Below are 20836 nucleotides of genomic sequence, written 5' to 3'. Positions count from 1 at the left end.
CATATTGATTCTGTCGGAGCGCCGCTTGCGCTGGAACGGCCTCGGGCGCACATGCGCAGGCAGTTCGCCCCAAGGCCGCAGGACTCCAAGCTCATGAAAGACGTGACGGACGCCGTCATCCCGCCGCAGCCGCGCGACTACCACGGCTGGAACTGGAGCGGGTTCTTCACCCTGTATCAGCGCGAGATCCGCCGCTTCTGGAAGGTGGGCACCCAGACGGTCGCCGCCCCGGTGGTGACGACGCTGCTCTATATGCTGGTGTTCGTGGTGGCCGTGGGCCCCAGCCGGCAGGCCGTGGACGGCGTCAGCTTCGGCCATTTCGTGGCCCCGGGCCTGATCATGATGGCCATCCTCAACAACGCCTTCGCCAATTCGTCCTCGTCGCTGATCCAGGCCAAGATGATGGGCCTGACGCCGGACTTCCTGACGCCGCCCCTGACGCCGCTGGAGCAGGTTTCGGCCTTCGGCCTGGGCGCGGCGACGCGCGGCATCGTGGTCGGGGCCGTCACCGCCCTGGTGATCGGCGTGCTGCCGGGCGCGGGCCTGCAGATCTCGCACCTGTGGGCGATCGTCTATTTCGCGGTCGGCGCCTCGGTGATCCTGGGCCTGGCCGGGGTGCTGGCGGGCCTGTGGGCCGAGAAGTTCGACCAACTGGCGGCCGTGACCAACTTCCTGATCATGCCCATGACCTTCCTGTCGGGCACCTTCTACCTGGTCGACCGCCTGCCCGAGCCGTTCCGCTCGGCCAGCCACTTCAACCCGTTCTTCTATCTGATCGACGGCTTCCGCTACGGCTTCATCGGCCACGCCGACGGTTCGGTGGCGATCGGGGCGGTGGTGACCGCCGTGCTGTCGGTGGGCCTGTTCCTGTGGTGCTGGTGGCTGTTCCGGACCGGATATCGGCTCAAGAGCTAGCACCCCAAATTCCGCTTATCCCGGCGAATGCCGGGACCCAGATGGAATGACTTTGAGGCTGACGCCATGAGCGTTGAGCCTTTTCCAGTCATCCACACCGCCATGGGATCTGGGTCCCGGCATTCGCCGGGATGAGCGGATCGAGGGGTTTCGCTGGCCCGCTACGGCAATCCCCGTGTGACCGCAAACAGTGTGGCTTAACCGTCCCTGACACCCAAAATTCACGCCCGGTTTGTTGACAGGGCAGGCTTACGCGCCGACAACGCTGGGCCTTCCGGTCCCCGTGCTTTTGAGCACGGGGGCTTCTTTCCTTTTTGGGAGGCCGTCTTGAGCAGTTCGACGTCGTCTAACCCCTCGCAACACCACATCATGGGCGTCTACAACCGCGCCCCGCTGGCGTTCGAGCGAGGCCGAGGCGCGCGCCTGTTCTCGACCACCGGCGAAGAGTACCTGGACTGCGTGGCCGGCATCGCCACCTGCGGCCTGGGCCACGCCAACCCGGTGCTGGTCGAGGCGCTGAAGACCCAGGGCGAGAAGCTCTGGCACGTCTCCAACATCTATACGATCCCCGAGCAGGAAGTGCTGGCCGACAAGCTGTGCGCGGCCACCTTCGCCGACGTGGTGTTCTTCACCAACTCGGGCACCGAGGCGATCGAGTGCGCCCTGAAGGCCGCCCGCCGCTACCACGTGGTCAACGGCCAGCCCGAGCGGGTCGACATCATCGGCTTCGACGGCTCGTTCCACGGCCGCTCGTACGCGGCGGTCAACGCCTCGGGCAACGCCGGCTATCTGGACGGCTTCGGTCCGCGCCTGCCGGGCTACGTCCAGCTGCCGTTCGGCGACTGGGACGCCCTGAAGGCCGCCATCGGCCCGACCACGGCCGGCGTGATCATCGAGCCGGTGCAGGGCGAGGGCGGGGCGCGCGCCCTGACCGACGCCCAGCTGAACGAACTGCGCCAGATCACCCGCGACGCCGGCGTCCTGCTGATCTTCGACGAGGTCCAGAGCGGCATGGGCCGGACCGGCAAGCTGTTCGCCCACGAATGGGCCAGCGACGCCGCGCCGGACATCATGGCGGTGGCCAAGGCCCTGGGCGGCGGCTTCCCGGTCGGCGCGTGCCTGGCCTCCACCGAAGGCGCGCGCGGCATGACCCCGGGCGTCCACGGCTCGACCTACGGCGGCAACCCGCTGGCCATGGCCGTGGGCAAGGCGGCGTTCGACGCGATCAACACGCCCGAGATCCTCGACAACGTGAAGACCATCGCCGGCTTCTTCACCCAGCAGCTGGAAGGCCTGAAGGACCGCTTCCCGGACGTCATCGTCGACATCCGCGGCAAGGGCCTGCTGATCGGCATCAAGCTGATCCCGAACAATCGCGAGTTCATGGTCCTGGCCCGCGACGAGAAGCTGCTGATCGCCGGCGGCGGCGACAACTGCGTGCGCCTGCTGCCGCCGCTGAACCTGACGGTCGAGGAAGCCTCCGAGGCCATCGCCAAGCTCGAAAAGGCCTGCGAGGCCGCCCGGGCCAAGGCGGCCGCCTAGGCCGTCTGGGCACCTTATGAAACCGCTCGTTCCGGCGTCGGCCGGGGCGGGCGGGCAGGGGGATATGCAATGACCGAACCCAGACACTTCATCGACCTGTGGAAGCTGGACGGCCCCACGCTGCGCGTCCTGCTCGAGGACGCCAAGGCCCGCAAGGCCGCCCGCGCCGGCTGGGGGAAGGGCCGCGTCGACGCCGACGCCCCGGCCCAGGACCGCGTGCTGGCGATGATCTTCCAGAAGAACTCGACCCGCACCCGCTTCTCGTTCGACGCGGCGATCCGCCAGCTGGGCGGCAGCGGCATCATCTCGACCTCGGCCGACATGCAGCTGGGCCGCGGCGAGACCATCGAGGACACCGCCAAGGTGCTGTCGCGGATGGTCGACGCGGTGATGATCCGCGCCAACAGCCACGCCGACGTCGAGCGCTTCGCCCAGGTCTCGACCGTGCCGGTGATCAACGGCCTGACGGACAAGAGCCACCCGTGCCAGATCATGGCCGATCTCCTCACGATCGAGGAGCATCGCGGCGACGTCGGCGGCAAGACCATCGCCTGGGTCGGCGACGGCAACAATGTCTGCTCCAGCTTCATCCACGCCGCGCCGCTGCTGGGCTTCAAGCTGAACATCGCCTGCCCGGCGGTCTATCACCCGGACCTGGTCGACCTGGCCCGAGCCCAGGAGCTGCAGGGCCAGATCACCCTGACCGACGACCCCAAGGCGGCCGTGCGCGGCGCCGACGTGGTCGTGGCCGACACCTGGGTGTCGATGGGCGACACCGACCATGACGAGCGCCTGGCCGCGCTGGAGCCCTATCAGGTCGACGACGCCCTGATGGACCTGTCCAAGCCCGACGGCGTCTTCCTGCACTGCCTGCCCGCCCACCGCGGCGAGGAAGTGACCGACAGCGTGCTGGACGGCCCGCGCTCGCTGGCCTGGGACGAGGCGGAGAACCGCATCCACGCCCAGAAGTCGGTGCTGGCCTGGTGCTTCGGGGCTATCGGCTGATCGAAAGGGCGGGCTGATGTCGAAGATCGAGTTCAACAAGCAGAAGCGCGACGCCTTGCTCGACAAGCTGACGCGCTATCTGGATCGCGAACTCGACTGCGAGGCCAGCCCGCTGCAGGCCGGCTTCCTGCTGGACTTCATCTCCGAGCAGATGGGGCCGTACTACTACAATCAGGGCGTCCAGGACGCCCAGCAGCTGTTCCGCGACAAGCTGGAAGACGCCGTCTACGAGATCGAGAAGCCGTTCGTCGACTAGGCGGCGGGAGGGGCGTGCAAGCCTCGTGCGCGTGCGGGCAAGTCGGCGCATGAAAACCGGGCCGGGCGCCGTTCATCTGCGCGACGGCGCGGCGCTTTCCTGAAAGCACCGCTCGGACGGGACGGGCGAGGTGTCGCCGCCCGGCGTGATGCTACCCCCTGTTCCTTGAACTCAAAGGGGGAGAGGGCCGTGGTCGAGAACCATCGTGCGTCGAAGGGCCGTCGCGCCGCGATCCTGGCGTCCGCCCTGGCCGCCCTGACGCTGGCCGGCCAGGCCCGAGCCCAGGACACCCAGTATTCCACCTTCCCATGGTTCAAGCAGAACATGGTCGTGGGACCGCGTTGCTTCACCTATCCCGAGCCCTGGGAGGGCCCGTTCAATCCCTGCACGGAAGCCGACCACCAGGCTTGGCTGGCCGACGTCACGCGCTGGCGCGCCGAGCGCCGGATGCGGGTGGGACTGGACACGACCCGCTACGACAGGCCCGAACTGGCCTGGACCCAGCGGGCCTTCATGCAGGCCCAGGCGATGATGGAGGACCGCTACCTCTATGACCCTGTCGCCGGCCGCTACACGGTGGACCGCTATCTGGACGACCTGATCGCGCGGTTCGGGGGCGTCGACGCGGTCCTGTTGTGGCCGGACTATCCCAACCTGGGCGTCGACGCCCGCAATCAGATCGACATGATCCACGCCCTGCCCGGCGGGGTCCCGGGCGTGAAGGGGATGATCGCGGACTTCCATCGCCGCGGCGTCAAGGTGCTGTTCCCGATGATGATGTGGGACCAGGGCACGCGCGATCCCGGGGCGCCCTGGCCCGAGGCCCTGACCCGGCTGATGATCGAGATCGGCGCCGACGGCATGAACGGCGACACCCAGGACGGCGTGCCGCTGGCCTTCTCGCTGGCGGCCGAGCGCCAGGGCAAGGTCCTGGCCTTCCAGCCCGAGGGCGTGGTCCACGACGAGCAACTGGCTTGGAACGTGATGTCGTGGGGGCAGTACGACTTCGGCTTCGTCCCCAAGGTCGACCGCTATCGCTGGCTGGAGCCGCGCCACATGGTCAACATCTCCGACCGCTGGGCGCGCGCCAAGACCGACGACCTGCAGTACGCCTTCTTCAACGGCGAGGGCTGGGAGAGCTGGGAGAACATCTGGGGCATCTGGAATGGGATCACCCCGCGCGACGGCGAGGCGACGCGGCGGGTGGCGACGATCGAGCGCGGCGTGGCGCCGTTCCTGACCAGCCCCGGTTGGGAGCCGTTCTATCCGATGACCCGGTTCGGCGTGTTCGCCAGCCGCTGGCCGAAGGACGGGGCCGAGGTCTGGACCATCGTCAACCGCAACGAATACGACGTTGACGGCCGGCAGATGAAGGTGGCCGACGCCCCGGGCCGGCGCTGGTTCGATCTCTATCACGGCGTGGAGCTGAAGCCGGAGCGCGAGGGCGGCCAGACCTGGCTGTCGTTCCCGATCGAGGCCAAGGCCTATGGCGCGGTGCTGGCGGTCGACGGCGAGCCCGACGCGGCCATGCGCGACCTGATGGTCCGGATGAAGGCCATGACCGCCAAGCCGCTGGCCGGCTATTCGGCCGAGTGGAAGCCGCTGCCGCAGAAGATGGTCGAGGTCGCCCCGACCCGTCCGGCCGCCCCCAAGTCTTCTGGGGCTCCGGCCGGCATGGTGGAGATCCCGGCCGGAGAATTCCGCTTCCAGGTGCGGGGTCTGGCGGTGGAGGGCGGCAATGGGGCGGGCGTCGACGTGGCCTATCCCTGGGAGACGGCGCCGCGTCGTTTCCACGACCACCAGATGGCGATGAAGCGGTTCTTCATCGACCGCACGCCGGTGACCAACGCCCAGTTCAAGGTCTTCCTCGACGCCACGCGCTATCGCCCCAAGGACGACTTCAACTTCCTGAAGGACTGGACCGGCGGGACCTATCCCGAAGGATGGGCCGACAAGCCGGTGACCTGGGTGTCGCTGGAGGACGCGCGGGCCTACGCCGCCTGGGCCGGCAAGCGCCTGCCGCGCGAATGGGAATGGCAATACGCGGCCCAGGGCGGCGACGGCCGGGCCTATCCGTGGGGCGAGGCCTGGAAACCGGACGCCGTGCCCACGCCCAACAAGGGCCGGGCCTTGGTCCCGCCGGCCGCCGTCGACGCCCATCCGGCCGGCGCCAGTCCGTTCGGCGTGCTCGATATGGTCGGCAATGTCTGGCAGTGGACCGACGAGCATCAGGACGACCATACCCGGGCGGCGATCCTGCGCGGCGGCAGCGACTACCAGCCGCAGGGCTCGATCTGGTACTTCCCTCAGGCCTATCGCAACGACCAGCACGGCAAGCTGTTGCTGATGGCGCCGGGCAAGGACCGGGCGGGGACCATCGGCTTCCGATGCGTCGTCGACGCTAGCTGAGGCGGCGAGGGGGCTCGCATTTTCCGCCTGAGCGACTATCTAGCCTCCCCATGACCGACATCGCCGCCCAGACCGCCCTCGGGGACGCCCCCGACGACCTCGTTTCCGCTTTCCAGATCGAGGGCCTGCCCGTGCGCGGCCGGGCCGTGCGCCTGGGCGCGGCGGTCGATGAGGTGCTGACCCGTCACGACTATCCCGAGCCCGTCGCCAACCTGCTGGGCGAGGCCTGCGCCCTGGCGGCCCTGGTCGGCTCCAGCCTGAAGTTCGACGGCCGGCTGATCGTCCAGGCCCAGGGCGACGGCCCGGTGCGCTATGTCGTGGTCGACTACGACACCAGCGGCGCCCTGCGCGGCTATTGCCGGTTCGACGCCGACGAAGTGGCCAAGGTCTCGCAAGGCTTCGTGCGCCCGGGCGCCAGGACGCTGCTGGGCGGCGGAACCTTCATGATGACCGTCGACCAGGGTCCGGACATGGATCGCTACCAGGGCATCACCCCGATCGAGGGCGAAACCCTGGCGCTGTGCGCCGAGCAGTACTTCGCCCAGTCTGAACAGACCCCGACCCGCGTGCGCCTGGCCGTCGGCCAGGTCGACACGGGCCAGGGGCCGACCTGGCGCGCCGGCGGGATCCTGATCCAGGCCATCGCCGGCGACGAGACGCGCGGCGAGACCGAAGAGGCCTGGAACCACGTCCGCGCCCTGTTCGAGACCACCGGCGAGGACGAGCTGATCGACCCGACCGTGCCGACGACCCTGCTGCTGTGGCGGCTGTTCAACGAGGACGGCGTGCGCCTGCTCGAGGAAAAGCCGCTCCGCGCCTTCTGCCGGTGCTCGGAAGACCGCATCGGCGCGGTGTTGGGCTCGTTCACGGCCGAGGAAGTGGCCGAGATGATCGAGCCCGACGGCAAGATCCACGTGACCTGCGAGTACTGCTCGCGGGTCTACGCCCTGGAGCCGACGACGGCGGCCTGAGGCGGCTACCGGCCGAGCGCGATGGCCCGGAACGCCGGTCCCACCGGATAGACGCGCGTGGGATCGGCGTCGTCGCGCACGAGGGCGTTGTTGAGGATCGTGAACGATCTCATCGCCGTCCCGCCGAAGCTGGCGCGCAGACGGCCCGTGATCATGGCGGCGGGCTTGCCGGGCCCCTGGAACGTTTGATCCCAACGCACCTGGCTGGCCAGGGCCAAGGCTGATTTTCGCGGCAGGGGGACGCCCCCCGAGCCGAAGGCGGCGCAGGCGCCGATCCTGGCGCCAGATCGGCTTGAGGGCGTGCCGACGGCCGGGGAAGAAGGTTGGACCGTGGGCGGCGAGAGCGGCGTGGGCGGCGCCTGTGGCGTCGCGACCTGCCAGAGCGAACCGGTTTGTAGAAGGAAGTCTCCCTGGCCGTCGCAATAGATCAGGCCGGTCGGGCCCCAGACAGGCGCGTTCACGACCCTGGCCAGCGCATAGAGCAGTTGGGCGCCATCATCCCCGGCTCCAACGTGGGAGCCGTAGAGATACAGCGTGCTGATCCGCCCGTTCAGAGGTTGGAGGAGCGGGGCCCAGACGTTCTGATTGTCGAGGGCGATATACTGCGAGGACGTGCCGACCGACTGCCCGCCGCCGGTGGCGATAAGCCCCATCATCCCGTGCCCGACCAGCGAGGCCGTCGAGGGTTGCGAGGCGCCGTTCGCGCAGGCCAGCAGATTGCCGGCGGCGGTTTGAACGTCGCTGTGGGCGCGGGCGTCCGGCGTGCCGGCGCGGGCGTTGTCCAGATAGCCGTCGGGCACGGTGGCGTCGATCGACACGCATCCGGGCAGGGGCGCGTTCAGGGGAGGGGGAGTGGGCAAGGCGATCTCCAGACGGCGTTTGGGCGGCGGCGCGGAGCTCCCGCCCGAGGGTTTCGCGATGGAAAAGGGTTCGCGCGAGACGACGCCTCGCGGGCCGTCGGTCAGTCGTAGACGACCGAGAAGCCGCCGTCGGGATGCTCGGTGACGGTGGCGGCGGTGTTCGGCAGTCCCGTGAAATCGACCACGGCGATCTTCAAGCTCTTGGCCGGCGTGAACACCTGCCCTGGCGTATAGGCGCCCTCCGCGACCAGGATGCGGGGCGCCGGCGCAACCTTGACGGTCTTGCCCTGGACGACGGGTTCGGGGGTGAAGACGAAGCTGTCCCAGCCATCGTTGTGGATGTTGTCGAACGTGGCCCAGGCGTTGGTGTAGACCGGCGTCGTGACGCCCGGCGGCTGCGTGAAGAGGACGTAGCTCTTGTTCGCGCCGCTCTGATTGAACACGTTGATCGTGTAGGTCGTCATCGCCGTTTCCCCCTGTTTGTCGACGGAAACCGTCGCGTACTTGTTGTCGGCTATGCATCCAAGCCGCGTGCCGGGCTTAGGCCGCGGCGAGCGCCATCTCGCTGAGCTGGCCGCCGATATCGAACGTCGCCTTGACCGGCGTCGCCTGGCTGGGAAGCAGGCGGTGAACGATGGTGGCGGTCGTCCCCCGCTTGCCGCCCACCTCGTGGGCCGCCGGCTCCGCGGCGGTGACGGGCTGGCCCTCGGCGTCGACCAGGGTGAGCTTCACCGCGTTCGGGTCCAGCCGCGGCGAGCCCCATGCGCGGGCGATCACCACGTGAACCTCCGGGCCGCCGTCGGCGAGATTGTGGCTCAGATGCACGCCGACCAGCCGATCGCTGGCCTGGAAGCCCTTGGCCACCTCGACCCTGTGCACCGACGCCGAGGGCGCCGGCGCCGCGATCGCGCCTTCCACACTCCAGCTCCGGACGGCCAGCGTCACGCCGGTGGCCGTGTCGACGAGCTCGCCCCGGAACTGCAGGTCGACGACGTAGGTGGCGCCATGGAAGAGGTTCGTGAACCCGGGTTGGTCATACATCGCGTACTGTGCCCCGGTCGCCTGGTCCGGAGCGTACCGGCTCCAGGGCGAGGGTGGACAAGCCCGATAGCCGAAGGCCGTGCACGCTCCGGGCGGGCATCCGTCCTCCTGAAAGACGGCGGGCGACATGACCGTCGATCCGCACAGGATGTGGGCTATGACCGAGCCGTCGGCGGAGAACTGGCCCATGACCATCTGGCGGTATTCGCCGGCCGCGCAGCTGCCTCCGGCGCTGTTGGTGAAGGCCGCCGCGATGTTGAAGGGCGCGACGAAATCGTCGCCCTGGAGGGTTGGCTGCAGATTGCCCACGGGCGTGTCGAACGTCGAATAGCCGAGCGTCGAGGCAGCGGCGACCGACAGACCGCCGTCGAGGCCATGGAGGATCTTGGTCGAGGCGGTGGGACTGGCCGAGAAGTCGAGGTGAGACGCTGCCGTGGGGTCGTCGGTTTCCACCGTCAGATGGAAGCGGTCGGGCGCGGGGCTGGGCGGGGCGCCGAGCAGCACGGCGCACAACTTCGCGAACAGGCCGTCGGGCTCGGGCGGCGGCGGCGTGAAGCTGACCTCCGCCGAACCTCCCGCCTCGATCTTCTCGCGCACGGACCAGCCTGCGGGGGCGGTGGCGGGCGTCGAGCCTCGGAAGCCGGGCGGCGGCGCCTGGAACACGGTGTAGGTTGCAGCCTTGCTGCTGTTGTTGACGACGATGACTTGATACTGGCTCACGGCTCGTTTCCCCCGCCTGGCGGGAGGGTCTCGCAATCAGCGCAGCTTCGCAATCAAAACGCGCGGTCGGGCTTGTCATCAACTTTAGTGACAACCCGCCGGGGCGGCGGCGCTAGTTGTAGCGCCGCGCCGCGCCCGGCAGATGCAGCGAGAACTCCGGGATCTGCGCCTCGAACACCTCGCCGGCCTCGGTCATCATCTGGAAGTGGCCGGTCATGGTCCCCGACGCGGTCGGCAGCGGGCAGTTGGAGACGTAGCGGAACGCCTCGCGGGGCCGCAGTTCCGGCTGCTCGCCGACCACGCCCGAGCCCTCGACCTCGGTGGCGCGGTTCAGGCCGTCGGTGATCGTCCAGTAGCGGGAGATCAGCTGCACCGTTTCGGCGCCGTGGTTCTCGATCTCGACCGTATAGCCCCACATCCACAGCCCTTCCTCAGGCGCGGAGTCCTCGGGCTGGTAGACGGGCGAAACGCGCACGACGATGTCGCGCGTGCGCGCTTCATAGATGCCGGCGTCCGCGCCGCGACGGCGACGGATGCGCTTCAGCGGGGGAGAGGACTCACGCCTGATCGAGCGCACGGGTCACGTCTCGGGTCAGGTCCGACAGGCTTTCCAGGCCGACCGACAGGCGCACGCCGCCTTCGACCACGCCCAGCGACGGACGCATCTCCTCGGGCACCGAGCGGTGGGTGGTGGTCGGCGGGTGGGTGGCCATCGACTTGGCGTCGCCCAGATTGTTGGAGATGTCGACGATCTCCAGCGCGTTGAGGAACTTGAACGCCGCCTCGCGCGAGCCGAGGTCGAGCGCCAGCACCGTGCCGCCGCCGCTCATCTGCGACTTGGCGATGTTGTGGCCCGGGTGGTCGGCGCGGAAGGGATACAGCACCTGCTTGACCGCCTTGTGCTCGGCGACGACGTCGGCCAGGGCCGCGGCGCTGTCGTTCTGGCGGCGCACGCGCAGGTCCAGGGTCTCCAGGCCCTTGACCAGGACCCAGGCGTTGAACGGCGACAGCGACGGGCCGGTGTGGCGCAGGGCGTCGCGGTAGCATTCCTCGTTGATCGCCTCGCTGGTCAGGATGGCTCCGCCCAGCACCCGGCCCTGGCCGTCGATGTGCTTGGTGGCCGAATAGACCACGATGTCGGCGCCCAGCTTCAGCGGCTGCTGGAAGATCGGGGTGGCGAAGACGTTGTCGACAATGACCTTGGCCCCGACCGCGTGGGCCATCTCCGACACCGCGCGGATGTCGGTGATCTCCAGCACCGGGTTCGACGGGGTCTCGATCAGCACCGCCTTGGTGTTGGGGCGGATCGCCGCTTCCCAGGCCTTGGGATCGGTGGCGTCGACGAAGGTCGTCTCGACCCCGAAGCGCGGCAGCCATTCGGCGATCAGCCAGCGGCACGAACCGAACAGGGCGCGGCCGGCCACCACGTGGTCGCCCGCCCGGACCAGGCCCATCAGCGCCATGTGGATCGAGGCCATGCCGGTCGCCTGGGCGCGGCACACTTCGGCGCCTTCGAGCAGCGCCAGGCGGTCCTCGAACATCTTCACGGTCGGGTTGTTGAACCGCGAATAGACGAAGCCCGGGTCCTCGCCCGAGAACCGGCGGTCTGCCCCCTCGGCGGTGTCGTAGGTGAAGCCTTGCGTCAGGTAGAGGGCCTCGGCCGTCTCCATATACTGCGAGCGCGCCAGACCGCCGCGGATCAGCTTGGTCGCGACGTCCCAGTCTTTTGGATTCTCGGCCACGGTCACCTCACTGACACACGAAAAGGGCGCGCATGAAAGGTACAGGGCGGGGGTGGGTCAAGCCAACAATTGTCCTGCGTGACAAAGGTTTCGCCTGGTCACGCTCTGGTGGAACCGCGCGGACGTGGTTAACCTCCCGCGCCAGAACTCAAGGTCGGGACCCCGTTTGGAGATTTCCATGACGCTGACGCTCGTTTTCCGTGTCTTCGCCGCGCTGCTCGCGATCTTCGGCGCCTTGAACATCCTGCTGTTGATCCTGTCGGACCGCATGGTCGCGTTCTTTCCGGTGCAGTTCCACGCGGTGAACACCCTGACCGAAGCCACGGCTCTGTTCGGCGTGGGGGCCGGCATCTACCTGCTGGCCAGCGCGCAGGGCGCCAAGAAAGCCCACCACTAGATTTAGGAGAGGCGCGGTCCCCGCTTGCTTCGGGGCGACGCTTTAGCGAGTGTCGCCCCGATGACCGACGCCCACGCCGCAGGGATTCTGCCCTGCCAATCCATCGAGGACCTGATCGCGCAAGAGGCGATCACCTCGCAGACCCCGTTCGACACCGACCAGGTGCAGCCGGCCAGCCTCGACCTGCGCCTGGGCGCGCGGTGCTGGCGGGTGCGCGCCTCGTTCCTGCCCGGCGTGGCCCGCCGTGTGCCCGACCGTCTGAAGGACGTGGCGATGCACGAGCTGGACCTGACCAAGGGCGCGGTTCTGGAGAAGGGCTGCGTCTACATCGCCGAGATCCAGGAACGCCTCAGCCTGCCGGGCAACATCGCGGCGCGCGGCAATCCCAAGAGCTCGACGGGCCGGGTGGACGTGTTCGTCCGCCTGCTGACCGACCACTCCAAGGCCTTCGACGACGTCGAAGCCGGTTACGAGGGGCCGCTCTATATCGAGATCGCGCCACAGACCTTCTCGGTGCTGGTGCGGGCCGGCACCCGGCTGAACCAGCTGCGCCTCAAGCGCGGCGAGCCGGCCAAGCTGGCGATCAAGAGCGTCGGCGTCGACCTGACCACGGGCATCGTCGGCTTCCGCGGCCGCCGCCACGCCGGGGTCGTCGACCTGGACCACGAGGACGGCCACGACCCGCGCGACTTCTGGGAGCCGCTGGAGACCCGCCGCGGCGAGCTGCTGCTGGATCCGGGCGAGTTCTACATCCTGGCCTCGAAGGACAATATCGAGATCCCGGTGCTGGAAGCGGCCGAGATGACGCCGATCGATCCGTCGGTCGGCGAGTTCCGGGTGCACTATGCCGGCTTCTTCGACCCGGGCTTCGGCACCGAGGAGGCCGGTGCGGTCGGCTCCAAGGGCGTGCTCGAGGTGCGCAGCCACGAGACCCCGTTCCTGCTGGAGGACGGCCAGATCGTCGCCCGCCTGGTCTACGAGCCCCTGACCGCGCGGCCCGAGCGACTGTATGGCGAGGGCGGGTCGCACTACCAGCGCCAGGGCCTGAAATTGTCCAAGCACTTCAAGGCGTGGCGTTAGGTCGCAACGCTTCGCGCTTCCCTGATTAACCGCTGTCTTCGTAGCCTGGACGCTTGTTGAGTCCGGACGTCGGGGGACGTGGTGTCGAGTTCGAGCGCGTATCGCAGGCTTTTGGCCGCCGGCCTGGCGGTCTGCGCGCTCGCCTGCGCCACGGCCGCTTCCGCCGCCCCGGCCATGTGGGAAGTGCGCGACCACGACACCCGCATCTATCTGTTCGGCGCCATGCACGTGCTGGCGCCGAACGTGAAGTGGCGCACCCGGGCCTTCGACCGCGCCTACGCCCAGGCCGACAAGATCTGGTTCGAGACCCGGGCCGACGCAGATCCGGCCGAGGTCCAGGCCCTGGTCGACCGCTACGGCGTCGATCCCGAGCGGCCCCTGACCGAAAAGCTGCCGCCGCGTACGGTCGCCACCCTGAAGGCGGCCTTGGAGCGGGACGGCGGCTCGCTGGACCGCGTGGACCGCCTGCGGCCCTGGGCGGCGGCGATGATGCTGTCGGTCCTGCCCATGACCCAAAAGGGCGCTTCGGTGCAGGCCGGAGCCGACGCCACGGTCACCCGGCAGGCCCGCGCCGCCGAGAAGCCGATCGCCACCTTCGAGACCCTGGAGCAGCAGATCCGGCTGTTCGCCGCCCTGCCCGAGGCGGTCGAGGTGCAGTACCTGGACGATGTGGCGTCCGAGACCCTGACCCCGCCCCGCAACGGCGTGGCCCTGCAGTCGGCCTGGCTGCGCGGCGACATGAACAAGCTGGGCCCGCTGGTGGTCGACGTGATGAAGCGCGACCGCCCGGCGCTGTACGAGGCTCTGCTGAAACGCCGCAACGAAGCCTGGGCGGAGGCCCTGGTCGCCGAGATGGCCAAGCCCGGCGTCGAACTGGTGGCGGTCGGGGCCCTGCACATGGCGGGCGACGACGGCCTGCCGGCCCTGATGGCCGCGCGCGGGTTCCAGGTGCGGCGGGTGCAGTAGGGTAATCTGTCCTTCTCCCCTTGCGGGAGAAGGTGGCCGCCAAAGGCGGTCGGATGAGGGGTCTATCAAACCTTTCCGTTCATGCACTTGCCGCGCCATCCGACGCCGTGCGACCCCTCATCCGTCGGCTGCGCCGACACCTTCTCCCACAAGGGGAGAAGGAGGGGGAATGACGATGATCGATCCGACTTGGCTCTCAGCCTTCCTGCGCGAGGAGAACCTCCCCGCCGAGTTCGCCGCCGAGGTCGAGGCCCTGCACGCGCCGCTGGCCGCCCGGATCGCGGCCGTGGCCATGGGGCCGGCCTTCGTGGTTGGGATCTGCGGACCGCAGGGTTCGGGCAAGTCGACCACCGTCGCCGTCGTGGCCGCGTTGCTGGAGGCGCGGGGGCTGAAGGTGGCGACCCTGTCGCTGGACGACCTCTACCTGCCGCGCGCCGACCGCGAGGCCCTGGCCCGAGACGTCCATCCGCTTCTGCGCACGCGCGGCGTTCCGGGCACGCACGACGTCGCCCTGGGCCTGGCCGTGCTGGACGGCCTGGCCGGGCAGGGCGAGACGGCCCTGCCGCGCTTCGACAAGGCCAGCGACGACCGCGCGCCCGTCGACGCCTGGCCCGTGCTCGCCGGCCCGGTCGATGTCGTGCTGTTCGAAGGCTGGTGCGTCGGGGCCCGTCCCGAGCCGCCCCAGGCGCTGGCCGCGCCGATCAACGCCCTGGAGCGCGAGCGCGATCCGGACGGCGCCTGGCGGTCCTATGTCAACGCCGCCCTGGCCGGACCCTACCGTGCCCTGTTCGCCCGCCTCGACCTGCTGGTGCTGCTCTCGGCGCCCGATTTCGAGACGGTGCTGGCTTGGCGCCGGGAGCAGGAGGCCAAGCTGCGGGGCCGCCTGGCCGAAGCCGGGCAAGCGGCGGATCGCGCCATGAGCGACGACGAGGTCGCCGTCTTCGTCCAGCACTACGAGCGCCTGAGCCGTCATATCGCCCGCGAGATGCCCGCCCGGGCCGACCTCGTCGTGGCGCTGGACGCGGACCGCCGTTCGTCGATCATCTGACCTGCCATTCGGTCGCGCGGCACGGCGTCGCACTAGATGTGGTGTGGCCGCATTTCGGCCTCCACCAATGCTAGTTTCGCTTTGTCGGCGAAACGACTCACCGAGTCGCTGGCCCAGTGGAGCTTTTGGATCATGAACGCACTCTTCGGCGGGCCCTATTCGACCCACGCCAAGCGCGTCACGATCTGGAATCGGGCCGCCCCGATCCCCGGCTGCGACAAGGCCATCTGGCGCTGCGACGACCAGGGCCGGATCATCCGCTGGTCCGACTACGAGGACCGTTTCTCGCGCTATGGCTGGACGATCCTGCGCGAGCGCCGTGAAGGTCTGGCCCAGACCCTGCTTGGCCCCGCCGCCAAGCCCGTCCATGTGAGCCAGGCCGACGCCGCCGCGCTCATGAGCAAGGCCGCCTAGTCCCACCTGTCGCCATTCCTTGATATTTTGACAAGCTTACTTGACACGATCGCTACGAAATAGGACAAGTGTCCTTGTCATAACGACGAGGAGGCTTGTCATGTCGGACGATGTCGCACCCAGCAGCGCGCTGAAGAAGCTGGGCTTGTTCGCCGCCTTCCTCCTGGCCGTGGCGCTGTCGATCTTGATCGGCAAGCAGGGCGGGGTCTGGGCCTATGTCGGCGGGCTGGGCACCGTGGCCGCGTCGCTGGCCTTCGCCCTGCTGTCCAACCGGCTGTTCCGCCGCGAGAAGATCCGCCCGCCGATGCGCCGCTACCTGCTGCGGCTCGGTGTCTCGATGAGCCTTTACGCCGTCCTGCTTGTGGCGGCGGTCTCGCTGGCGCGCCAGGGACTGGCCGAGGGCGTCTGGGGTTATGCGATCGCCCTGGCCCCGACGATCGGCGTCCTGGGCGCCATCGCCACCGTCGGCTTCTATCTGGTCGAGGAGACCGACGAGTTCGCCCGCACCACCGTGATGCACAGCCTGTTGTGGGCCACGGCCGGCACGCTGAGCATCGCCACGATCTGGGGTTTTCTTGAAACCTTCGACAAGGCGCCGCACGTGGCCACCTGGGCGACCGTGCCGGTGTTCGCGGTGGTCATGGGCCTGGCCCAGGCCCTGATCGCCCGCCGCTATCGCTGACGGACGCGGGACGATGAAGAACCGCCTCAAGGTCCTGCGGGCCGAACGCGACTGGAGCCAGGCCGATCTGGCCGAGCGCCTGGAGGTCTCGCGCCAGACCATCAACGCCCTGGAGACCGGCAAGTACGACCCCAGCCTGCCGCTGGCCTTCAAGCTGGCCCGCCTGTTCGGCCTGCCGATCGAGACCATCTTCCAGGACGAAGCCTGACCTGACGCCGCCAAGTGCTGGCGGCCGCCCGGCCAAACCAAGTCCCTTTCTCACCAGTCCCTCCGTCAATCGGCGCGACGCCGAACCCTCGCGCGCGCCTTCACTCAGGAGTTCCGACCATGACCTTCCGTCGTCCGCCCATCCACCTGTTCGTCGTCCTGCTGGCGATCCTGGCCGCCATCGGCGTGTTCGGCCCGGTCCACGCCGCGCCTGTCGCGGTTCCTTCGGCCGCCGCGCCCCGGTTCACCGTCGCGGTGACGGGGCAGGGGCCCGACGTGATCCTGATCCCCGGCCTGGCCTCGTCCGCCGCCGTCTGGGACGACACCGTCAAGCAGTTGCAAGGCCGCTATCGGCTGCACGTGATCCAGATCGCCGGTTTCGCCGGCGCCCCGGTCGGGGCCAACGCCGAGGGGCCGGTGCTGCAGCCGGCGGTCGACGCCCTGGACGGCTACGTCAAGTCCGCCGGGCTGAAGTCGCCCGCCGTGATCGGCCATTCGATGGGCGGGCTGATGGGCCTGATGCTGGCCCGCCAGCACCCCGAGGACGTCGGCCGCCTGATGGTGGTCGACAGCCTGCCGTTCTACGCCGTGCTGTTCTCGCCCCAGGCCACGGTCGAGGGCGTCAAGCCCCAGGCCGCCGCCCTGCGCGATATGGCGATGAAGTCGACGCCCGAGCAATGGGCCGCCGGCCAGGCCCGGACCATGACCCGCCTGGTTAAGTCGCCGTCCGGCCTGAAGTCGGCCACCGAGGCCTCGGTCGCTTCCAACCCCTCGGTGACCGGCCACGCCCTCTATGACGACCTGACCACCGACCTGCGCGGCGAGATCGCCTCGATCAAGACCCCGACCGTGATGCTGTATCCGTGGGACGAGGCGACCGGCGCGCCCCAGTCGGCCTATGACGCGCTCTACACCGGCGCCTACGCCCCGATGACCTCGGCCAGGGTCAAGCGGATCGACGGCTCGCTGCACTTCATCATGCTGGACCAGCCGGCCGCCTTCGCCTTCGAGGTGGAGAGCTTCCTGAAGTAGAGGCGGCTTGCCGGTCGCGCTTCGGGCCGGAACAGTGGCGGCATGATGATTCTGCTCGGGTCCGTCCGCCGCTTCGCCCTCGCCCTGGTCGCTTTCGCAGCGATGGGGGCGAGCCCCGTTCTCGCCGAGCCCGCCCTGTGGGCGATCAAGGACAAGGACTCCACGATCTACCTGTTCGGCACGGTCCACGTGCTCAAGCCCTCCACCCAGTGGCGCTCGCCCAGGATCGACAAGGCGTTCCGGGACGCCGACGAGGTGGTCATGGAGATCGAGCAGCCCGAGGACCCGGCGACGACCCGGGCCCTGATGCTGAAATACGGCGTCGACCAGGCCGCGCCGCTGTCGAGCAAGCTGAAGCCGGAGTCCTACGCCAAGCTGCAGTCCGCCGCCCAGGGCATGGGCTTTCCGCCCCAGGCCCTTGAGCCCATGCGGCCCTGGCTGGCGGCGCTGACGGTGTCGCTGACCCCGCTGCTGCGGGCCGGCTACGATCCCGAAAGCGGCGTCGAGAAGCTGCTGAGCACCCAGGCCAAGGCGGCGGGCAAGCCGATCTCGGCCTTCGAGACCATGGAGCAACAGGTGCGCTTCTTCGCCGACATGACGCCGGCCCAGGAGACCCAGCTGCTGGAATCCACCCTGGACGAGATCGACGACGGCCCGGCCAAGATCGACGCCCTGGTCACCGCCTGGGCGGCGGGCGACCAGGCCGAGCTGAAGCGTCAGATGGTCGACGAGATGCAGAGCGAATACCCGGACATCTACAAGCTGCTGCTGGTCGATCGGAACCGGGATTGGGCCAATCAGCTGAAGACCAAGCTGGCCGGCTCGGGCGTCAGTTTCGTCGCGGTCGGGGCGGGGCACCTGGCGGGACCGGACAGTCTGCAGGCGCAGTTGAAAGCGCTGGGGATCGAGGCGAAACAGGTCAAATAGACCGATCGCGGAGAATTCCCGAAAGGACGAATATCGGTAAAACAATGACTTAACAGCTTGACTGCCAGCTCGCCCCATGAGGTTGTAACGAAAAGACGTTTACCCGGGGGGGAGTAAACCGATGTCGTTCGTAAGAGCGAACCAGAAGCTGTCGCGCGCGGTCACGGCCAGGGCGATCGGCGCGACAAGCGTCTTCGACATGTTTCCCAAGCTCGCCACCATGCTCTTCGCCTTGCCGTCGACCCGGCGGGTCCTCGACGCCGGCGCCGGCGCGGCCTGGTGCTTTCCGATCGAGTACAAGTCGTATTTCGGCCTGACCCTGATCGGGAACGACATCGACGCCGACGAGATGGCCCTGAACCCCGCGCTGGACGAGAGGGTCGTCGGCGACGTCTGCAAGTCGCTGAACGTCGATAACGGCACGGTGGACCTGATAACCTCGTATTCCGGCGTCGAGCATTTTCCCGACAACGCCGCCTTCCTGCGCAACTGCCACAAGGCCCTGCGTCCCGGCGGCCGCTGGATCGGCCAGTTTCCCAGCCGCTATGCCTCCTTCGCCATCCTCAATCGACTGATCCCGGAAGACCTCAAGCAACGCCTTCTGAAGGCGCTTCGGCCCGACGCCGTGGACCACATCGGCTTCAAGGCCCACTACGATCGCACCCAATATTCCGAGTTCCGCAAGATGGCGGAGGAGGCCGGGTTCGTGGTGGAGCACTGGCATCCAGGATACTTCCACTTCTACTTCGGGTTCTTCACGCCGCTCTATCTGCTGTCGCTGTTCAGCGGCCTTCTGCGCATGGCCTTCGGGGCGCGCGACTTCGCCACCTACAACCTGTTCGTCCTGAGAAAATGCGGTCCTGCCGAGATCGTCGTCTTCAACAGGCAGCGCCACGGCGGGGTGGAGCAAACGACCGTCGCCGCGGCGGCCGCGCTCGAGCCGGCCTGACCGTTCGGCCGTCGCTCCGGATGGATTTCGTCGGGGGCCTTGAGGCCGCTGCGCGAACTCGCTACACGGAGCGGCGCTGAACAGCGCGGGCGTAGCTCAGAGGTAGAGCGTCTGCTTCCCAAGCAGAATGTCGTGGGTTCGATTCCCATCGCCCGCTCCAGCCTCCCAGCCCCTCTCACCCGGAAATTGCAAAGCTGGCCGTGACGGTCGGGGTCTGTCCCGTTTTGGCGCGAACAATGTTCGTCCACTGCGGGAAAGCGCTCCGATATCCGTTAAGAACGGTTAAGCTACGCGCGCGCGGATCGCAGTCGGATGTGACCGCGCCGGTATCGGGGGAAGTCATGGGTAAGCAGTCGACTGGCGCGGCGAAGGCCGCCGTTGTGGACCCCACGCGCGTGGATCGCCTGGCGCGCTTCGCCGACGGTCTGGAGCAACTGGCCGGACGCTGGGAGCGCGAAGCCCGCGATCCGCGGGTCGCCGCCGCCCTGAGCGAGCGCTTCGGCGCCTCGGCCCCGGAACTGCTGGCCACCCAGGACGCCGTCGGCCATCTGCTGGCCTCTTCCTTCGGAACGCCGGGCGCGCTGCCGCCCAAGCTGCTGCTGCGCCTGCACGACGCCCTGGCGGCCCTGGCCCTGCTGGCGGCCTATGCGCCGCCGCCGGCCGAACTGAACATCATCCCGATTGTCGACGTGAAGAGCCGGGCCCAGGCCGTGCGGCTCGAGACCGCCGCGCGCAAGTTGCTCAAGGGCCTGGGTCGGGTCCTGGCGGCCGGCGCGGTCGGCGCCAGCGTGCTGGCCGCCATGCCGGCGGCCGCCCAGCAATACGTCCAGCACGTCGACGGCGCCCACGCCGACAGCGGCAACGACCAGCCCGCGGTGGGCGAGGACGGCGATTCCGGAAATCCCGGCGGCACGATCAACGGTTCGATCAACGGCAGCTACAGCAACGTCAACGCGCCGGCCGTGAACGTCAGCGCCAACGGCAGCAACGGCGGCGATGGCGGCGTCGGCTTTCTGCTTCCGATCGCGCTGATCTTCGTGGGCTACGGCGGAGACGGCCAGGAGGGCGGCAACGGCGGCACGGTCAACCTGACGGTCGGCGGCAATGTCTCGACCACCGGCGACAACGCGGTCGGGATCCGTGTGCAGACCAACGCCGGCGCGGGCGGCGACGGCGGCTGGGGCCTCGGCGCCGTCGGCGAGGGCGGTTCGGGCGATCACGGGGGCGCCGGCGGCTCGGCCAACCTGATCAACAACGCCTCGGTCCTCACCTATGGCGCCCAGTCCTCCGCCCTGTTCGTGCAGAGTTCGGGCGGCGCGGGCGGTGACGGCGGCGACGGCGACGGCCTGGTCGGCGCGGGCGGGACCGGCAGCGGCAGCGGCCCCGGCGGTTCGGTGAACGTGACCAACAACGACCTGTTGGAGACCTACGGCACGGGGTCGAACGGCATCCTGGCCCAGAGCGTCGGCGGTCTGTCCGGCTCGGGCGGCTCGGCCGGCGGCATCGGCGCCTTCGCGGGCGGCTCCAATGCGGCGGGCGGCGGCGGTTCGGTCGGCGTCACCAACCACGGTGGAATCCTGACCCACGGCGCCGTCGCCTACGGCATCCTGGCCCAGAGCGTGGRCGGCGGCGGCGGCGCGGCCGGCGGCGCCGGCGGCGTCGTGGCCTTGGGC

General features: G+C 68.9%; 21 protein-coding genes, 1 tRNA gene and 1 pseudogene. 18 read left to right on the top strand and 5 right to left on the bottom strand.

All coding sequences use genetic code 11. The features are described 5' to 3' along the window. The first annotated feature begins 93 nt into the window (after positions 1-93). The 6 genes from AC1DMQ_RS23450 (at position 94) to AC1DMQ_RS23425 (ending at position 7098) form a co-directional block, all read left to right on the top strand. Entirely contained in the window at positions 94-915 is an 822-nt protein-coding gene (locus tag AC1DMQ_RS23450; RefSeq protein WP_477035944.1) for an ABC transporter permease, read from the top strand. 327 nt (positions 916-1242) lie between these two features. Next, on the top strand, positions 1243-2457 hold the full coding sequence (locus tag AC1DMQ_RS23445) for an acetylornithine transaminase (protein ID WP_477035943.1): 1215 nt from the start codon (positions 1243-1245) through the stop codon (positions 2455-2457). Between the two features lie 69 nt (positions 2458-2526). Then, positions 2527-3462: an ornithine carbamoyltransferase gene (gene argF, locus AC1DMQ_RS23440; protein WP_477035942.1), complete on the top strand. Its 936-nt coding sequence runs from the start codon at positions 2527-2529 to the stop codon at positions 3460-3462. A gap of 16 nt (positions 3463-3478) precedes the next feature. Then, the gene (locus tag AC1DMQ_RS23435) at positions 3479-3718 is read left to right on the top strand and encodes a DUF2164 domain-containing protein (RefSeq protein ID WP_018062315.1); all 240 of its coding nucleotides are present in this window, start codon (positions 3479-3481) and stop codon (positions 3716-3718) included. A gap of 189 nt (positions 3719-3907) precedes the next feature. Further along, positions 3908-6127 carry a formylglycine-generating enzyme family protein gene (locus AC1DMQ_RS23430; protein WP_477035941.1) on the top strand — a complete coding sequence of 740 codons (2220 nt, stop codon included), beginning with the start codon at positions 3908-3910 and terminating at the stop codon, positions 6125-6127. A 50-nt stretch (positions 6128-6177) separates the two neighbouring features. Continuing rightward, positions 6178-7098 (top strand): Hsp33 family molecular chaperone, encoded by a 921-nt coding sequence (locus AC1DMQ_RS23425; protein WP_477035940.1) that lies wholly within the window; start codon positions 6178-6180, stop codon positions 7096-7098. A 5-nt stretch (positions 7099-7103) separates the two neighbouring features. Here AC1DMQ_RS23425 and AC1DMQ_RS23420 read toward each other — a convergent pair whose 3' ends face one another. The 5 genes from AC1DMQ_RS23420 to metZ form a co-directional block, all read right to left on the bottom strand. Further along, positions 7104-7958 (bottom strand): hypothetical protein, encoded by an 855-nt coding sequence (locus AC1DMQ_RS23420; RefSeq protein ID WP_477035939.1) that lies wholly within the window; start codon positions 7956-7958, stop codon positions 7104-7106. A 101-nt stretch (positions 7959-8059) separates the two neighbouring features. Further along, on the bottom strand, positions 8060-8422 hold the full coding sequence (locus AC1DMQ_RS23415) for a hypothetical protein (RefSeq protein WP_477035938.1): 363 nt from the start codon (positions 8420-8422) through the stop codon (positions 8060-8062). Between the two features lie 76 nt (positions 8423-8498). Next, positions 8499-9719 (bottom strand): hypothetical protein, encoded by a 1221-nt coding sequence (locus AC1DMQ_RS23410; protein ID WP_477035937.1) that lies wholly within the window; start codon positions 9717-9719, stop codon positions 8499-8501. 112 nt (positions 9720-9831) lie between these two features. Further along, positions 9832-10296, bottom strand: a complete 465-nt coding sequence (gene apaG, locus AC1DMQ_RS23405) for a Co2+/Mg2+ efflux protein ApaG (protein WP_477035936.1) — start codon at positions 10294-10296, stop codon at positions 9832-9834. Further along, on the bottom strand, positions 10277-11461 hold the full coding sequence (metZ, locus tag AC1DMQ_RS23400; RefSeq protein WP_477035935.1) for an O-succinylhomoserine sulfhydrylase: 1185 nt from the start codon (positions 11459-11461) through the stop codon (positions 10277-10279). Before metZ ends, apaG begins: the two co-directional genes overlap by 20 nt. A 178-nt stretch (positions 11462-11639) precedes the next feature. On the opposite strand from metZ, the gene AC1DMQ_RS23395 reads away from it, so the two are divergent. From AC1DMQ_RS23395 to AC1DMQ_RS23340, 12 genes and pseudogenes are all read left to right on the top strand, one after another. Beyond that, positions 11640-11858 carry a hypothetical protein gene (locus tag AC1DMQ_RS23395; protein ID WP_477035934.1) on the top strand — a complete coding sequence of 73 codons (219 nt, stop codon included), beginning with the start codon at positions 11640-11642 and terminating at the stop codon, positions 11856-11858. Between the two features lie 60 nt (positions 11859-11918). Next, the gene (locus AC1DMQ_RS23390; protein WP_477035933.1) at positions 11919-12938 is read left to right on the top strand and encodes a 2'-deoxycytidine 5'-triphosphate deaminase; all 1020 of its coding nucleotides are present in this window, start codon (positions 11919-11921) and stop codon (positions 12936-12938) included. An 81-nt stretch (positions 12939-13019) separates the two neighbouring features. Then, the gene (locus tag AC1DMQ_RS23385) at positions 13020-13904 is read left to right on the top strand and encodes a TraB/GumN family protein (RefSeq protein ID WP_477035932.1); all 885 of its coding nucleotides are present in this window, start codon (positions 13020-13022) and stop codon (positions 13902-13904) included. A gap of 169 nt (positions 13905-14073) precedes the next feature. Continuing rightward, the gene (locus AC1DMQ_RS23380) at positions 14074-14952 is read left to right on the top strand and encodes a kinase (protein ID WP_477035931.1); all 879 of its coding nucleotides are present in this window, start codon (positions 14074-14076) and stop codon (positions 14950-14952) included. A gap of 132 nt (positions 14953-15084) precedes the next feature. After that, positions 15085-15366 carry a hypothetical protein gene (locus AC1DMQ_RS23375; RefSeq protein WP_477035930.1) on the top strand — a complete coding sequence of 94 codons (282 nt, stop codon included), beginning with the start codon at positions 15085-15087 and terminating at the stop codon, positions 15364-15366. 100 nt (positions 15367-15466) lie between these two features. Further along, positions 15467-16048, top strand: coding sequence for a hypothetical protein (locus tag AC1DMQ_RS23370; protein ID WP_477035929.1), 582 nt, complete (start codon positions 15467-15469; stop codon positions 16046-16048). A gap of 13 nt (positions 16049-16061) precedes the next feature. Next, positions 16062-16256 carry a helix-turn-helix transcriptional regulator gene (locus AC1DMQ_RS23365; RefSeq protein ID WP_477035928.1) on the top strand — a complete coding sequence of 65 codons (195 nt, stop codon included), beginning with the start codon at positions 16062-16064 and terminating at the stop codon, positions 16254-16256. Between the two features lie 119 nt (positions 16257-16375). Continuing rightward, positions 16376-17287, top strand: coding sequence for an alpha/beta fold hydrolase (locus AC1DMQ_RS23360; protein WP_477035927.1), 912 nt, complete (start codon positions 16376-16378; stop codon positions 17285-17287). A 42-nt stretch (positions 17288-17329) separates the two neighbouring features. Continuing rightward, entirely contained in the window at positions 17330-18214 is an 885-nt protein-coding gene (locus AC1DMQ_RS23355; protein ID WP_477035926.1) for a TraB/GumN family protein, read from the top strand. 121 nt (positions 18215-18335) lie between these two features. Then, positions 18336-19163 (top strand): class I SAM-dependent methyltransferase, encoded by an 828-nt coding sequence (locus AC1DMQ_RS23350; RefSeq protein ID WP_477035925.1) that lies wholly within the window; start codon positions 18336-18338, stop codon positions 19161-19163. Between the two features lie 85 nt (positions 19164-19248). Further along, a tRNA-Gly gene (locus AC1DMQ_RS23345) sits at positions 19249-19323 on the top strand. Positions 19324-19504: 181 nt separating this feature from the next. Next, positions 19505-20836 (top strand): annotated as a pseudogene (locus tag AC1DMQ_RS23340) (hypothetical protein); the annotation flags it as partial.

The organism is Caulobacter sp. 05L422 (genome assembly GCF_056397765.1).
Note: the sequence above shows the minus strand (reverse complement) of the source record. Positions and strands in the feature narration are given on the sequence as shown.

What these genes read in the sequence shown, in the direction of transcription:
- AC1DMQ_RS23450 (WP_477035944.1), top strand. Translation starts at nt 94, where the DNA reads ATGAAAGACGTGACGGACGCCGTCATCCCGCCGCAGCCGCGCGACTAC.
- argF (WP_477035942.1), top strand. Translation starts at nt 2,527, where the DNA reads ATGACCGAACCCAGACACTTCATCGACCTGTGGAAGCTGGACGGCCCC.
- AC1DMQ_RS23435 (WP_018062315.1), top strand. Translation starts at nt 3,479, where the DNA reads ATGTCGAAGATCGAGTTCAACAAGCAGAAGCGCGACGCCTTGCTCGAC.
- AC1DMQ_RS23425 (WP_477035940.1), top strand. Translation starts at nt 6,178, where the DNA reads ATGACCGACATCGCCGCCCAGACCGCCCTCGGGGACGCCCCCGACGAC.
- AC1DMQ_RS23415 (WP_477035938.1), bottom strand. Translation starts at nt 8,422, where the DNA reads ATGACGACCTACACGATCAACGTGTTCAATCAGAGCGGCGCGAACAAG.
- AC1DMQ_RS23395 (WP_477035934.1), top strand. Translation starts at nt 11,640, where the DNA reads ATGACGCTGACGCTCGTTTTCCGTGTCTTCGCCGCGCTGCTCGCGATC.
- AC1DMQ_RS23390 (WP_477035933.1), top strand. Translation starts at nt 11,919, where the DNA reads ATGACCGACGCCCACGCCGCAGGGATTCTGCCCTGCCAATCCATCGAG.
- AC1DMQ_RS23380 (WP_477035931.1), top strand. Translation starts at nt 14,074, where the DNA reads ATGACGATGATCGATCCGACTTGGCTCTCAGCCTTCCTGCGCGAGGAG.
- AC1DMQ_RS23375 (WP_477035930.1), top strand. Translation starts at nt 15,085, where the DNA reads ATGAACGCACTCTTCGGCGGGCCCTATTCGACCCACGCCAAGCGCGTC.
- AC1DMQ_RS23370 (WP_477035929.1), top strand. Translation starts at nt 15,467, where the DNA reads ATGTCGGACGATGTCGCACCCAGCAGCGCGCTGAAGAAGCTGGGCTTG.
- AC1DMQ_RS23365 (WP_477035928.1), top strand. Translation starts at nt 16,062, where the DNA reads ATGAAGAACCGCCTCAAGGTCCTGCGGGCCGAACGCGACTGGAGCCAG.
- AC1DMQ_RS23360 (WP_477035927.1), top strand. Translation starts at nt 16,376, where the DNA reads ATGACCTTCCGTCGTCCGCCCATCCACCTGTTCGTCGTCCTGCTGGCG.
- AC1DMQ_RS23355 (WP_477035926.1), top strand. Translation starts at nt 17,330, where the DNA reads ATGATGATTCTGCTCGGGTCCGTCCGCCGCTTCGCCCTCGCCCTGGTC.
- AC1DMQ_RS23350 (WP_477035925.1), top strand. Translation starts at nt 18,336, where the DNA reads ATGTCGTTCGTAAGAGCGAACCAGAAGCTGTCGCGCGCGGTCACGGCC.